Annotated in this window: 13 protein-coding genes; all 13 read right to left on the bottom strand. The window is 75.0% G+C overall.

Annotation, left to right across the window (positions count from 1 at the left end; translation table 11 throughout):
* Positions 1-179: 179 nt before the first annotated feature.
* The gene (gene mftF / locus OG956_RS39200) at positions 180-1586 is read right to left on the bottom strand and encodes a mycofactocin biosynthesis glycosyltransferase MftF (RefSeq protein WP_330343128.1); all 1407 of its coding nucleotides are present in this window, start codon (positions 1584-1586) and stop codon (positions 180-182) included.
* Positions 1583-2389, bottom strand: coding sequence for a mycofactocin-coupled SDR family oxidoreductase (locus OG956_RS39205; protein ID WP_330343129.1), 807 nt, complete (start codon positions 2387-2389; stop codon positions 1583-1585). The genes mftF and OG956_RS39205 overlap by 4 nt, the downstream gene beginning before the upstream one ends.
* Positions 2390-2411: 22 nt before the next feature.
* A complete protein-coding gene (locus OG956_RS39210) occupies positions 2412-3281 on the bottom strand; it encodes a mycofactocin-associated electron transfer flavoprotein beta subunit (RefSeq protein WP_330343130.1) in 870 nt (289 codons plus the stop codon).
* Entirely contained in the window at positions 3278-3589 is a 312-nt protein-coding gene (locus OG956_RS39215; protein ID WP_330343131.1) for a ferredoxin family protein, read from the bottom strand. The genes OG956_RS39210 and OG956_RS39215 overlap by 4 nt, the downstream gene beginning before the upstream one ends.
* Positions 3586-4917, bottom strand: coding sequence for an FAD-dependent oxidoreductase (locus OG956_RS39220; RefSeq protein WP_330343132.1), 1332 nt, complete (start codon positions 4915-4917; stop codon positions 3586-3588). Before OG956_RS39220 ends, OG956_RS39215 begins: the two co-directional genes overlap by 4 nt.
* Entirely contained in the window at positions 4907-5836 is a 930-nt protein-coding gene (locus OG956_RS39225) for a mycofactocin-associated electron transfer flavoprotein alpha subunit (RefSeq protein WP_330343133.1), read from the bottom strand. The genes OG956_RS39220 and OG956_RS39225 overlap by 11 nt, the downstream gene beginning before the upstream one ends.
* Positions 5833-7791 (bottom strand): mycofactocin system FadH/OYE family oxidoreductase 2, encoded by a 1959-nt coding sequence (locus tag OG956_RS39230; protein WP_330343295.1) that lies wholly within the window; start codon positions 7789-7791, stop codon positions 5833-5835. Before OG956_RS39230 ends, OG956_RS39225 begins: the two co-directional genes overlap by 4 nt.
* A 5-nt stretch (positions 7792-7796) precedes the next feature.
* Entirely contained in the window at positions 7797-9782 is a 1986-nt protein-coding gene (locus OG956_RS39235) for an oxidoreductase (RefSeq protein WP_330343296.1), read from the bottom strand.
* A 2-nt stretch (positions 9783-9784) separates the two neighbouring features.
* Positions 9785-10999, bottom strand: a complete 1215-nt coding sequence (gene mftC / locus OG956_RS39240; protein WP_330343134.1) for a mycofactocin radical SAM maturase — start codon at positions 10997-10999, stop codon at positions 9785-9787.
* Positions 10996-11298, bottom strand: coding sequence for a mycofactocin biosynthesis chaperone MftB (gene mftB, locus OG956_RS39245; RefSeq protein WP_330343135.1), 303 nt, complete (start codon positions 11296-11298; stop codon positions 10996-10998). The genes mftC and mftB overlap by 4 nt, the downstream gene beginning before the upstream one ends.
* 15 nt (positions 11299-11313) lie before the next feature.
* Complete coding sequence (mftA, locus tag OG956_RS39250) at positions 11314-11433, bottom strand: mycofactocin precursor MftA (RefSeq protein WP_330343136.1); 120 nt, start codon at positions 11431-11433, stop codon at positions 11314-11316.
* Between the two features lie 130 nt (positions 11434-11563).
* Entirely contained in the window at positions 11564-12160 is a 597-nt protein-coding gene (locus OG956_RS39255; RefSeq protein ID WP_330343137.1) for a TetR/AcrR family transcriptional regulator, read from the bottom strand.
* Between the two features lie 69 nt (positions 12161-12229).
* The gene (locus OG956_RS39260; RefSeq protein ID WP_330343138.1) at positions 12230-13132 is read right to left on the bottom strand and encodes a proline iminopeptidase-family hydrolase; all 903 of its coding nucleotides are present in this window, start codon (positions 13130-13132) and stop codon (positions 12230-12232) included.
* Positions 13133-13134: the final 2 nt, after the last annotated feature.

The raw sequence follows: 13134 nt of genomic DNA on the forward strand, positions 1-13134 counted from the left end.
GGGCTTGGCACGGCCTGCACGTCGTCCTGTTCGCGTGGGCCTGGCATCGGCCTGCCCCCTCCGCGGGTCCGGCTCCGGCGTTCCGTTTGACGCCGTGCCGGCATGGCCCGTGCCCGGCCCCGTCGCCAGCCGCGTGACCCGTGCGAGGTGCCGGGCCGCGGGCATCCGGCCCACCCGGATCAGGCCCGTCGCACCCCGTCCCGCCCCGGCCACTCCTGTGCGTCCGGAAGCAGTGGGGCCAGGGTGCGGTGCCGCAGGGCGCCCCACCAGACACCGGCGCCGTAGGCGAGGTCGTCGGCGATACGGGCCGGGAGCCACTGGTGCAGCGGCAGCGCGGGGCGCCCTGCGCGCCAGTCGGCCACATGGCGGCCCCAGGCGGCGGCCAGCAGCAGCCGCCCGTGCCGGGAGGCGGCCAGGGCCGGCACCGCCACCGGCCACCACGAGCGGGTGACCGCGTCCGCGAACATCCGGCCCGCACCCCAGTGGCCGCGCAGCGCCAGCGCCACCGACTCCTCGGCCGGTACGCCCACCCCGCGCAGTCTGCGCGGCAGCAGCGACGCGGTGATCAAGGCCGTGGCGGAGGCGGCGGCCGGCCGGCCCGCGGCCACGGCGCCCCAGCACGCCAGCGTCCAGGGCGACACCCGCACCGGCGCCGCCGCGGCACCGTGCCGCAGCGCGAGCGGCGCGGCCGACGTCCCGTAGTCGAAGCGCTGCCGCGCCCACGCCGACCACCGGGACCGCGGCGCGTGCCACACCTGGGCGGCCGGCTCGTAGCGCACGAGCTGCCCCTGGCCGGCCAGCCGCCACACCAGGTCGACGTCCTCGCCGAAGCGCAGGGTCTCGTCGAACCCGCCGAGCGCGCGCAGCGCCGCGACCCGGACGACGAGGGCGGCGGTCGGCACGTAACTCACCCGGCTGCCGGGCCGCACGAGGGACGGCAGCGGCCCGAGGTCGATGGGGGAGCGGTCCTGCTCGTACCGGTCCAGCGCGCTGTCACCCGGCCGGCTGCGCACGCGCGGTGCCACCGCGGCCACCCGCGGATCGGCGAAGTGCGGCAACAGGGCCGCCAGCCAGCCCGGTTCGGGCACCACGTCCGCATCCAGGAAGGCGACCAGCTCCGTGTCCGCCAGCCGCCAGCCGCTGTTGCGCGCGGCGGCCGGACCGCGCGCGGCCGGATGCCGCACGGTGGCGCCGGGCAGCGGCACCGCGCTGCCGTCGTCCACCACCACGGTGGCGGCGAGTTCCGTCAGCCGTGCCAGTGTCGCCGTCACCCCGGGCCGGTCGCGGACCGGGATCACGGCGGTGACGTCGGCCTCGGTGAACGGGCCCGCGGTGTAACGGGGATGGACCAGTCCGGCGGACACCAGCTGCTGAGCCAGCCGCCGGAGTCCGGGCGCACCGGACACCGCCTGACCGTCGAGCCAGCCGTCGACCAGCCGGGCGCCGGCCGCGCTCAGCCGCAGTACCCGGTAGGGCGAACCGCCGAGCAGCGTACGGCCGCCGTCCAGCCGGCTGAGGGAGACATCCGGGTCCAGACGCAGCAGGGCCGTCTCCGGCGTCGTCGCAGCCGCGCTCGGTGTGCTCATGGCAGGAAACCTCCGTCGGCGTGGACGACCGTGCCCGTGATGGCGGACGCCTGCGCGCCGCACAGCCAGCAGACCGCCGCCGCGACCTCCGCCGGCTCCAGCAGCCGCTGAAGCAGCTGGTGCCCGGCGAACTCGGCGGTGTCCGGCAGCCCGTACAGGTCGGCGCTGGCCTGGAGCATGGGGGTGCGGGTGGAGCCGGGGGAGACGGCGGTGGCGGTCACGCCGGTGCCGCGCAGGTCGGCGGCCAGACCCCGGATCAGGCCCACCACCGCGTGCTTGGCCGCGTTGTACCCGGCCAGATGCCACAGCCCGTGGTGGGCGGCCGCCGAGGCGAGCGCCACGAACCGGCCCGAGCGCGGCCCGGGCGCGGCCAGCAGCCGGGGTACGGCGGCGCGGGCCAGGTTGGCCACCCCGCGCACCCCGATGTCGAACAGGGCGTCCCACTCGGCGTCGGTGGTCTCCCACAGCGGCCGGCCCCCGGCCATCACCGCCGCCGCGGCCACGGCCGCGTGCAGCTGCCCGGAGTGCCGGTACGCCAGCTCGACCGCCGCGTCGAGGGCCGCCTGGTCGCGTACGTCGGCGACCACCGGCAGCACCGCGTCCGGCCACCGGTCCGCCAGCGCCGACAACTCCGTCTCGGTGCCCAGCCGATAGCCGACGCCGGGCAGGTCGCGGCACACGTCCACGGCCACGACCAGCCAGCCGTCCGCGGCCAGCCGTTCCACCACGGCCGCGCCGATCCCGCGGGCGGCGCCGGTCACGACGGCCGTGCGCCGCCCGGCGGACCCGGGTGTGCCCTCCATCGCGGTCCTCCCTTCGTGGGCTTCAGGCCTCTCGCACCGGGGCGTGCACGCCGTGCTCCCGCAGCTCGGCGAGCAGCAGCTCGGCGGCCTCCTCGGGAGAGCCTGGGATCACCACGCGGGGCGGGGTCCGGGGCGGGGCCAGGGCACCGGTGAGCGCCAGGAGCCGTTGCCGGGTGCCGCCCTCGGGGGCGGACAGCGCCCTGGGACGGGGACGGTAGGGGCGAGGCCGGCCCGCCCGCACCGCGGCGCCCTCCCGCGCGCCCGCCCGCACCACGGCGATCTCCGCCCGGCGTGCGGCGAGGGCCGTGGCGAGGGGCGCGCGACGCGGCCGTACGGTCCCGGGCTCCACCGAGCACACCGCCGGCAGCGGAACCCGCAACTCCTCGGCGCGGCCCCCGTCCAGGCGGCGCACCGCGCGCAGCGACGCCCCGGCGGCACCCTGCTCACCGACCGTCAGCTCCGTGAGCCCCAATGCCTGAGCGGCACCCGACAGGTGGGCCAGCAGTGCCGGGGTGGCGCCGGTGCCGCGGTCCAGTGAGCGGTCCCCGCACACCACCACCTGCGGCAGCGGGCCCCGCGCGGTGAGCCCGGCCAGCAGGCTGTGCGCGGTCGCCGCCTCGTCGCCGTCCGGGCCGTCGACGCGCAGCGCCTCGTCGGCACCGGCGGCCAGGGCCTCCCGCAGCATCTCCTCGGCGCCCACGGGTCCCACGGTCACGGCCAGGCAGCGGCCGCCGAGCCGCTCGGCGAGCCGCAGCGCGTGTTCCAGCGCACACCGGTCGGCGGGGGAGGCCCCGGCCGCGTACGGGGCGCTCGGCGCGGTGCCGGTCAGTGGATGCGCGAAGGCGCGCGAATCCGTCCAGCGCAGGGCCGCGGCCACCAGCACGTCGCTCACCCCTGCCGGAAGGCGACCCCGTGGCCGCCCTCGGGATAGGACCAGGTGAGCGCGCCGGGCGCGTCGCACACCTGGTAGCAGGTGCCGCACTCGAAGCACTGCTCGTAGTTGAAGAGGATGCCGCCGTCGTCCGTCGGCACGAACAGCGCGGCGGGGCAGGCGTGCACACAGGCGCGGACCTCGCAGGAGCGGCACACGTCGGTGTCCACCGTGATGTGCGCCCGCTCGGCGACACGGAAGTCCACCGTGGCCATGCGGTCCTCGAAGGACACTGCGGGCCGCTGGCCTTGGGGGCTGGTCTGGGTCATCGGAAGGACCTCGCTGAGGTGAACGCGTCGGACAGCAGATGCCGCAGGCGCACACCGCGCCGGCGGGCCGCGTCCGACACCAGCCGGCGCAGACCCGGTTTGGGGCGCGGGTTGTCCACGGTGAAGAACCCCTGGGCCACGTCGCACAGCAGCCCCGGGTACGACCGCTGCACCCGGTCGGAGAAGACCAGTCCCGGCACCCGGCGCAGCCTGCGGTGGTCGGCCAGCACGAAGGACTCCTCCAGCAGACGGCGGTAACCGGCCAGCCCGGTACGGGAGGTGTCGCCCGCCGCGATCGCCTCGGCGGCGGCCCGGCCGGCGTACATGCCCGCGCCGAGCGCGTAGTTGACGCCCTCCAGCCAGACACCCGCGGCCAGGCACATGGCCCCCGCGTCCCCGGCCACGAGCATGCCGTCGGTGACGAGTTCGGGCATGGTGTCGTAGCCGCCCTCCGGGATCAGGTGCGCGGAGTACTCCTTCAGCTCGGCGCCGCGCAGCAGCGGGGCGATCGCCGGGTGCTCCTTCAGCCCGGCCAGCACCGCCTCCGGCCGTACGCCGGACGCGGTGAGCCCGGTGAGCGACAGCACCACGCCGACGCTGACCGACTCCAGGTTCGTGTAGAGGAAGCCACCGCCGGGGATGCCGCCGGTGCCGCCGAGGATCTCGATGTCCTGGCCGTGCCGCCCGCTCAGCCCGAACCGTTCCTCGACGACCTCGCGCGGCAGGGCGAGGGTCTCCTTCACGCCCAGCGAGGTGTGCTCGGCCTGCTTGCCGGACACCTTCGCGAAAAGCCCCGCCTCCTTGGCGAGGAAGGAGTTGACGCCGTCGCAGGCGATGACGACCCGGCCGGTCAGGTCGCCGCCCGGCCGGTCGGTGCGCACTCCGGTGACCTTCCCCGCGGTGTCGCGCAGCAGCCCGGTGGCCGTGGTGGACGGCACCAGCACGGCGCCCGCCTCCTCGGCGAGCCGGGCGAGCCAGCCGTCCAGCTCGGCACGGAAGGCGGTGGCCCCGTTGTACGGGGGGCGGCCCCAGTCCTCGGCGCGGAAGTCGACGGTGAGCGCCTGGCTGCCGGTGAGCAGCATGGTGGAGCGCCGGGTGACCCAGCGCTGCACCGGCATGTGCTCCCACCAGCCCGGCACCAGCTCGTCCAGGATCCGGCCGTAGACCACGCCGCCGTACACGTTCTTGGCGCCCGGGTAGGGACCGCGCTCCAGCAGCGCCACCGACAGCCCGGCGCGCGCCGCCTCCAGCGCGGCCGCCGACCCGGCGGGGCCCGCGCCGACCACGACGACGTCGAAGGCGGGCGCCGGATTCGTCTCAGGCGGCATCGCCCACCTCCCTCAGCCTGCGGGTCAGCGCGGCGAGCACGGCGGGCGCGTCGGCCACGATGCCCAGGTCGGCCATGGCGGTCATCGGGCAGTACGGGTCGGTGTTCACGCTCACCACATGGCGCGGCGCGCCGAGCCCGCCGGTGTGGTGCGGGGCGCCGGAGACACCGAACGCGACGTACAGGTCGGGGTCGACGGTGACGCCGGTGGTGCCGATCTGCCGGGCGTACTCCAGCCAGCCCGCGTCGGTGACCACGCGGGTGCCGCCCACCGCCATGTCCAGGGCGGCACCGGCCTCGGCGAGCAGCGCCACGGCCTCGGGACCGCCCAGCCCGCCGCCCGCACCGAGCACCCGGCGGGCGGCGGCCAGATCACCGGCGTCGGCCGAGGTGTCGAGGTCGGCCACGTGCACCGCGTCGGGGACGGCGGGCGCGGGGGCGGACAGGGTGAGTTCGCCGGTCTCCACAGGGCCCGGCACGGGCACCGCGCCGCGCACCCCGGGCTCCAGGGTGGCCACGAAGGGGCCGTCCACGGTCAGTTCGACCAGTGCGCTGCCGCCCAGGCGCAGCACGTCGGCGCCGTGCGGAAGCACCTCGAGGGCGCTGGCGAGGAGCGGCCGCCCCAGCTCGGCGGCGAGGCGCGGCGCGAGGTCCCGGCCGTCCGGGGAGGCAGGCAGGATCACGATGCGCACGGCGGCGAGCAGCGGCGCGAGTGCGACGGACAGGGCGGCGGGCGAGGTCCCGCTGTCGGCCGTCCACACCCGCCGGGCCGCGACCAGCTCCCGGGCCCCGGCGGCGGCCCGCGAACCGGCCACCAGCGCGTGTCCGTCCGCCTCGGCCACGGCCTCGTCCGCGCCCAGCGGAAGCACCCCGTCCCGTACGACGAGCACGGCGACCCGCTCGGGCAGGCGGGCGCTCACAGGGCCGCCCCCACCCGGTGCCCCTCGACGACCGCGGCGTGTGCGCGGCGCGGGGTCAGGCAGTCACCGGCCCGGTGGACCGGGAACGGCGCGTCCGTCAGCGCGTGCCACAGGGCGTCCTCCGGCGCCTGGTGCACGGCGCACACCACCCAGTCGTAGCGTTCCCGCGCCGTGGTGTTCGTGGTGTGCGTGAGGATGTCCAGCTCCACTTCCCCGTCCCCCTGCCCGCCCGGCCGGGCTCCCGTCACCACCTGGTCGGTGGCGTGTGCGATGCCCTTGGCGTGGGCGCGCACGCCGTACGTCTCCAGGTCGAGCGTGACGCCCAGGTCCTGCCCCACGACCATCCCGGGCGTGCTGATCCGCACCCTGCAACCCCGGTCGGCCAGCAGCTCGGCCGTGGAGGTGGCCTGGTGGAAGCCGAGTTCGTCGACGACCAGGACCCGCTGTCCGGCCTGCGGCGCCGCCCGGCCCTCCAGCACGTCCCGCACATCCACGATCCGCTCCAGGCCGCCCGCCCAGTAGGGGGGTTGGGGCCGCGCACCGGTGGCGAGGACGACCGCGTCCGGCGCCTCGGCGCGCAGTGATTCGGCCGTGGCCTCCACCCCCGTGCGGATGTCCACGCCATGGCGCAGGCACTCGGCGAGCAGGTTGCGCACCACGTCCAGGAACTCCGCCCGGCTCGGCGCGGTCGCCGCCGTGGCGACCTGGCCGCCGGTGGCCGGCGCCCGCTCGTACAGCGTCACCCGGTGCCCGCGCTGCGCGGCGGTCGCCGCCGCCTGCAGCCCGGCCGGGCCGCCGCCGACCACCAGCACCCGGCGCGGCCTCGGGCCCGGCGCGGGCAGCGGCACCGCCTCGCGGCCCGCCCGGGGGTTCTCGATGCAGCCCAGCCAGCGGTTCAGGCCCATGCGGCCCACGCACTCCTGGTTGCAGGACAGACAGGTGCGGATGTGCGGGGTGTGCCCGGCGCGGGCCTTGGCGGCGAAGTCCGGGTCGGCGATCTGGCCGCGCACCACGCCGACCAGGTCGCAGTGGCCCTCGGCGAGGGCCCGTTCGGCCTGCACCGGGTCCTTGATCCGGCCCACGCCGATCACCGGCAGTCGCACGGCCGAGCGGATGGCGTTGGAGACGAACAGGGCGTAGCCGGGCGGCACCGACATCGACGCCTCGATCATGTACAGGGTCGAGGTGGCCACGCCGATCGAGGTGTTGATGTAGTCGACCTTGCCGGTGGCCTCCACCAGCCGGGCCGTGGCGACGGCCTCCTCGATGGTGGTGCCGCCGTCCAGCAGCTCGTCGCCGCACAGCCGCACCCCCAGCACCCGGTCGGGCCCGATGGCCTCGCGCACCGCGTCGACGATCTCCGTCAGGATCCGCACCCGGTGCTCCAGCGGGCCGCCGTAGGCGTCGGTGCGCAGGTTGGTGGCGGGGGAGAGGAAGCCGCGCACGATCGAGGAGTGCGAGCACTGCAGTTCGACGCCGTCGAAGCCGCCCTCCGCGCAGTGCCCGGCGACCGTGCCGTACCCGGCGACGATCTCGGCGATCTCCGCGGTGGTGACCTCCTTGGGCACCTCCCGGAACAGCGGGTCGGGCACCGGCGACGGTGCCCACACCGGCAGCCGCGAGTACATCGAGGACGCCTGGCCGCCGTTGTGGTTCAGCTGGGCGAGGATCGGGGTGCCGTGCGCGTGGACGGCCTCGGTGATGCGCCGGTACCCGGCCACCGCCTCCGGCCGGAAGCCGTGGATGAGCTTCTCGTACGGCCAGTCGGTGGCGTGGGTGGAGTGCTCCTCGGTGATGATCAGCCCGGCCCCGCCGGCCGCCCGCGCCGCGTAGTACGCCGCGTGCTGCTCACTGGGCAGGCCGTCCTCGGCGTAGTTCGTCAGATGCGCGGAGAACACGATCCGGTTGGCGAGCGTCAGAGGGCCCAGCCGGAGCGGGGAGAACAGCAGCTTCACGGCGCTCACCGCGACGCACCTCCTTCGCCGCCGTGCAGCGCCAGCGCCGCGCGGCGGCCCTCCAGCAGGGCCTCGTGCACCGTGCGCGGTGCCACCCGGTCGCCCGCCGGCACGGCGCCGGCCGGGGCGGTGAGCGAGGTGTCGGGCAGCCGGTGGCCGCAGTGCACCACGGCCGCGCACGCCACCTTGTGCTGCTCGCCGGTGACGGAGTCCTCCACCAGCGCGGCGTCCGCGAGCACCGCCCGCAGCACGGCCCGCCGCAGCAGGCTCACCCCGGCGCGTGCCAGCCGCGCGTGCGCGTCGGCGAGGTCACCGGTCAGGGCGAGCTGTGTCCCGGCCACCTGGTCCGGGGTGACCAGCGCGGTCTCACGGCCCTCGGCGGCCAGCCGGTCGGCGAGGGCGACGCCGGTCGCGTCGCCCACGGGATCGTGGACGAGCACCGGTCCGTCGGGCAGCGCCGCACGGCCCGCGAGGAGGTCGGCCGCCTCCAGCACGGTGCCGCCGTCGACGTCGTAGCGGCGCGGACCGGGACGCGAGCCGGTGGCCAGCACCACCCGGCGCCCGGTCAGGTCCCGTGCCGCCGCCTCGGTGCCGGTCCGCACGACGACGCCGAGCCGCCGTACCTCCGACTCCAGCCAGTCCAGCAGCGGCGCCCAGCGCCCGCCCGCCACCCGCAGCATCCCGCCGAGCCGCTCGGTGCGCTCCACCAGTTCCACGGGGTGCCCGTGGGCGGCCAGCACCCGCGCGGCCTCCAGGCCGGCGGGGCCGCCGCCGACCACGAGGACGGCATGGCCGGACGCCCCGGGAGGCGCACCGTCGGGCCTCCCGGGGGCGTCCGTCTCCCGCGCCGCGGCGGCCACGGACCCCGGCTCCCGCCTCAGGGGGGTGTCCGGCGGGTCCTCGGTCTCATGGCCGCTGCGGGGGTCCACGGCGCACGAGACCACCGGGTTGCGGTTGTCCCGTACGCGGCACTTCTGGTTGCACAGCACACACGGCCGCACCCGCTCGGGGCGTCCCGCGCGCACCAGCGCGACCAGCTGCGGATCGGCGATCTGGGCGCGGGTCATCTCCACCAGGTCGGCGATCCCGTCGTCCAGCGCGCGCTGGGCCAGGTCCGGGCCGGTGACCGAACCCTGCAGCACCACGGGGACCGCCCCGGCGACCGTCGAGCGCACGCCGGCGCACAGCGCGCTGTTGAAACCCGGCGGGGTGTGGAAGTCGGGGCGGGTGGCGGCGGTGGACATCGCCGAACCCCGCACCACCACCAGGTAGTCGAGCAGCGGCGCCAGCTCACGGGCGAAGCCCTCGGCGTGCTCGGGCGTGATACCGGCCCACGGTGCCAGCTCGTCGCAGGACAGCCGCAGCCCCACCAGCCGTCCTGCGCCCACCGCCTCGCGCACGGCCCCGAGCACCTGGCGGACCAGCAGCAGCCGGTCGGTGCCGTAGGCGTCCTGGCGCTGGTTGGTCAGGCCGGACAGGAACTGGCGCAGCAGGCTGTACTGGCCGGCGTCGACCTCCACCCCGTGCAGCCCCGATTCCACCGCCAGCCGTGCCGCCGACGCGAACCCGGCGCGCAGCCCGTCCAGTTCGGCCTCCTCCACCTCCATCGGCAGTTCCCGGCTCACCACGTCGGCGACCCGGGACGGCGCCCACAGCGCCGACTGGTGGTAGGCGGAGGAGCCCTGGGAGCCGGCGTGGCCGAGGGAGGCCACCACCAGCGTTCCGTACGGTGCGCACGCGGCCGCGGTGGCCGCCCAGCCGGGGCCGCAGTCCGCGGCCAGCGGGGCCCGCTCGTACGGCCAGTCGGAGACGTGCACGCTCGCCGTCTCGGTGACGACGACACCTGCACCGCCGGCCGCGCGCCGCGCGTAGTAGGCGGCGTGCCGGTCCGACAACGCCCGGCGGCGGGCCAGATTGGTCTCGTGCGGCCCGAACACCACCCGGCTCGGGGCGGTGTACGGGCCCAGGGTGACGGGCTCGGTCAGACGCATGGTCACGCGGCCCCCGGGCTCCCGGGCGCGAACCCGGCCAGCGGGCTGGTGTCACAGGCCCGGTCCGGCACCCCGGCGGCGGCCGGGCGGCGCCCGATGGTCACCGGGACCGGGCCGGACCGCGGACGGGAGCGGTGCGAGTGGTCGCCGCTCGGGCGCGGTGCCGTCCCCGCGCCGACCACGGCCAGCGCCCGCTCCCCGTTGCCCTTCACGCACTCCGGGTCCGGGCCGTCCAGCGGCAGCCCGGTGAAGAACTTCGCGGCCATGCAGCCGCCGCGGCAGGCGTCGTACGCCGGGCAGGCCGTGCACGCGCCGCCGGTCTGCGGGGAGCGCAGCTCGGCGAACAGCTCCGACTCGCGCCACACGGCGGAAAAGCCGCCCGGGGAGCGGACGTTGCCGGCGAGGAAGGTGTCGTGGATGGCGAACGGGCAGGCGTACACGTCGCCGACGGGGTCGATCAGGCAGACCACCCGGCCCGCCCCGCACAGGTTCAGACCCGGCAGCGGCTGTGCGCCGAGGGCGTTGAGGTGGAAGAAGGAGTCGCCGGTGAGCACGTCCTCCCCGTGCGCCAGCAGCCACTCGTACAGCGCGCGCTGCTGGCCGGCCGTCGGGTGCAGCTCGTCCCACACGTCGGCGCCGCGCCCGGAGGGCCGCAGCCGGGTGATGCGCAGCTGGGCGCCGTGGGCGTCGGCGATGGCCTTGAAGTCGTCGAGCTGGCCGGCGTTGTGCCGGGTCACCACCACGCTCAGCTTGAAGTCGCGCATGCCGGCGTCGGCGAGGTGGCGCATCGCGGCCATCGCGGTGTCGTACGAACCCGGCCCGCGCACCGCGTCGTTGACCTCGGCCGTCGCCCCGTCCAGGGAGATCTGCACGTCGACGTAGTCGCTGGCGGCAAGCCGGCGGGCCCGCTCGGGCGTGATGCGCACGCCGTTGGTGGAGAACTTCACCCCGACGTGGTGGTCGGTGGCGTACTCGACCAGCTCCCAGAAGTCGGGGCGCACGGTCGGCTCGCCGCCGCCGATGTTGACGTAGAAGACCTGCATGCGCTCCAGCTCGTCGATCACGGCCTTGCACTCGGCCGTGGTCAGCTCCCCGGGGTCGCGCCGGCCCGAGGAGGACAGGCAGTGCACACACGCCAGGTTGCAGGCGTAGGTCAGCTCCCAGGTCAGGCAGATGGGGGCGTCCAGGCCGCTCTCGAAGTGGTCGACGAGCTTCATGCTGCTTCCTCCAGCAGGTCGCAGGCCGGCTCCTCGGGCCGGGGCTCGATCACGCCGCCCGCGGCGAGGGAGGCGAGAGCGCCGAGGTGGGCGGCGCGTTCGGCGGCGGGCACCCCGGCCGCGTCGAGCGCCGTGTGGACGTCCGGGTGGCCGGCCAGCGACCGTACGACCGCCACCAGCCGGGGTGTCTTCAGGAAGCACAGCCGGCGGGTGCCGAAGTGGTAGGCGAGCGCCCCGAAGGGCTCGGGGCGCAGCGCCACGCTCGGTGAGCACCGGTAGGGGCGCTCGGGGGTGAACACGGGGGCGGCCTCCGGTCAGTAGACGCCGCACATGCCGTCGATGGAGACCTCTTCGACGAGCAGTTCCTCGGCGTACTCGGCGTCCGCCGCGATCCCGGGTGCCTCCTCGGTCCGGGGCGTCTCCTCGGCGTCCATGGCGGTCCCTCCTTCGAACGATGCCGTGCGCATCCGTCCTGGAAGATGCTCTCGGACACCGACGAAAAGGACCACCCCTAACAAATTAGGGGTGGTCCGGTGAGCCCATCGCGGAGGGTTCTGCCTTTTCTCAGTCGGAAAGTTCCCTGTCCCGCGTTCCCGTCATGATCGCGAGCAGCGCATAGGAAAGGTCCGGGCCGGTGGGAGCGGATTCCGGGTCGATCAGCCACTGGGCCATGACTCCGGTGAGCAGCGCCTGGAAAAAGGAGCCGACCGCGCGCACGGTCCGCTCGTCGCTCTCTTCCTCCAGCTGCGCCAGGAGAGCCTCGCCCATGCCGACCCGGGCCTCCTGGAGACCATCGGCGAGCGCCTCCCGGATTTCGGGGGAATGCTCGATCTGGGTGAGTGCCTCGAAATTGACGGACCAGAGCCGGCGGTGTCCGGAGAACAGCTCGATCACCTTGGTCCAGACCGCCTCGAACTGCTCGCGCGGGGATGCCGGTGACTCGTCGTCGTAGGCCATGGACTTTTCCAGCGCCTCGCCCCATTCGGCGTTGGCGCGGATCAGGGCCTCGTTGAGAAGTGCTTCCTTCGAGCCGTAGTGGTAGCCGATGGAGGCGAGGTTCGCGCCTGACGCGGCGACGATGTCACGGGCTGTCGTGCGGGCATAGCCTTTCTCGGTCAGGCACTGCTTCGCACCTTCGAGTAGAGCGTCGCGATGTCCCATTCCAAGACCTTACCACATTTCTCATACGATTGTATAATTCAAGCGTATTAGACGCCTGTACAAATCGGATCAGCGGGGCAGGCCCCTCAGGTACTCGATCATCGTCGCGATGAACCGCTCCGGTTCCTCCAGGTGCGGCAGGTGACTCGACTCCTCGAAGATCTCCCACCGCGCGTCCGGGATCAGTTCCGCGTACGGCCGCACCGTCTCCGGGGTCGCCTCGTCGTACCGGCCGGACAGGACCAGCGTGGGCACCTCGATGTCCGGCAGACAGTCCTCCACCCCCCAGTCCCTGAGCGTGCCGATCACATGGAACTCGCTGGGCCCGTTCATCGTCCGGTACACGGTCGGATCGTTGGTGATCTCGTAGAACGACGCCTGGTAGTCGCGCGGCCAGGGCTTGAGACGGCACACGTGCTTCTCGTAGAAGACGCGCATCGCCTCGTGGTACTCCTCGCTGTCCGTCGTCCCCGCGGCCTCGTGACGCAGCAGGACCTCGTTGACACCGGGGGGCAGCTGGGCCCGCAGCACGGCCATCTCCCGCAGCCACAGCGGATACGAGGCGGGGGCGTTGGCGATCACCAGTCCCCGCAGCCCCGCCGGCCGTGCGGCGGCGTGCCGGGCGACGAGCAGCCCGCCCCAGGACTGCCCGAACAGCACGTAGTTGTCGGCGACGCCGAGCCGGTGCAGCAGGTTGTCCAGCTCGTCCAGGAACAGCTGCGGGGTCCAGAAGTCCTCGCCCTTGTCCGGCAGGTGGGTGGAGCCGCCGTTGCCCAGCTGGTCGTAGAGCACCACCGGCCAGCCCACTGCCGCGAAGACCTCCATCCCGCGCAGGTAGTCGTGAGTGCTGCCCGGCCCCCCGTGCACCACCACGAGCGCGGGCAGCGGCGAACCGGGATCCCCGCTGATGCGGTACCAGGTCTTGAAGTCGCCGAAGGGAACGGTTCCCTTGACAATGGAAGCCACAGACATGT

Origin of the sequence: Streptomyces sp. NBC_00557 (assembly GCF_036345995.1) — a bacterium.
GTDB lineage: Bacteria > Actinomycetota > Actinomycetes > Streptomycetales > Streptomycetaceae > Streptomyces.